At 52.1% G+C, this 1492-nt stretch carries 1 protein-coding gene; it reads left to right on the plus strand.

All coding sequences use genetic code 11. The features are described 5' to 3' along the window. Positions 1-99 precede the first annotated feature (99 nt). The coding region (locus tag Q0526_RS13060; protein WP_298734359.1) for a hypothetical protein at positions 100-1492 on the plus strand (1393 nt) is incomplete at its 3' end.

A 1492-nucleotide genomic window follows, 5' to 3' on the forward strand; every position in this document is an offset into this window, starting at 1 on the left:
TTGGGGCACAAGAATTCGTCGCATCGGTCTTTTATGGGTGATGATATGATGGCAACGGAAATTTGATTTTTTAAATAAAAAAGAAAGAGGCAAAACAAAATGAATAAAACTCTATTGCGCCAGTTTCTGGCGCTTTTTTTATTGCTGTGTATGCTGTGCGGTACGACGCTGCCGATTTCTGCAGAAGTCTCCACCGGGGAAATGATGCCAACGGAGACTTCTGTACCTGTGTCCACGCCCGAAAACGCAACCAGTGACGGCGGTACAGAAAAAGCTGATTCAAGCGGCACATCCTCCCTTCCTTCGGCTACTGCTGAAACAGCCTTGAGCGAAGCTGCCCAGGCATTTGTGGACGCCGTTGCCGCACTGGACAGTGAAGGCATTTTAACCGCAATCAATGACTGGGGCCTGGCAAGTCAAGCATGGCAAGCGGATCAATCAAACGCGGAATTGACCGCAGCATTGGAAACTGCCACAGAAGCCTCGGATGCGGCGGCTGCTCCTGTCTATGCAGCGGAAGATCTCTATTTGGCTATTTCCGATGAGGAGCGCGAAATAGACGCCGTCAAGGCCGCTTACAGTTCTTTGACTGCACTGGTCATTTCAATGCAGTTGGCCATGCAAAACCCGGTAGCCCCCGGCGATGGTGGCAACGAACCCGATCTTGAGGAAATCGCCACGGTACTCTACGGAGATTTGCCTGATGCGCCGACCGGCAGCTACATTGGCGAATATGGGCTGCCGGTTGCCACCGGCGACACCAAAATCAGCATTTCGGCCTGGAAGCATGACTTGCTGGATGCCAGCAGCAAAGGCCGTATGGACGCAGACGCACTGAATGAAACCAACGCTGTAATGGCGGTTGCAAAGCAGGATGGCACAGATTATGCCATTGTTCCCATTGCCGTCCAGGTCGAGTACCCCGCCAACGGTGCCACCACAACGGTTACCCTGCCGGACAGCGTGGAACTTCTGAGTTATACATCTACCGCTGAAAACCTGGTCATTGCCAGTGAAAAGGAACGCGTCCAAATTTTGAATGCCAGTTACAAGGATTCGTCGGCTTCTGCCTCTGGCTTTTATGTGAAGGCAACCGAAGATTTTTCTGTCACGTTCACCTATTCGGCCCCTGATGGCACAACCATCAACAAAAAGCTCGATGTCTCCATCAACGGCAGTGCGGAAGCTGCCGTCCTCCCCACGTCTAATAGCAATGGTGTCAGCACCTACGCCAACACCCCGACGCCGCCGTTTACAACCGGTAAGATCACTAAGATCGAGTATGTGGTGAGCACCTGGCTGGTCTGGTTCAACGGTGTGGAAGCCTATTGTTGCGATAATGGGCTGTATGCTGCTCCCGGTGGCTGCCCCACATACTCTTTCGCCTATGTATCCACACTTGGAGCAGATCAATATGTACCTGGGAATCACTATGCTAACCAGATAAACATTTGGGGCGGCCTCAATCAGCTTTCCCTGGGGCTTTTGTCCA

This window comes from uncultured Subdoligranulum sp. (assembly GCF_937890665.1).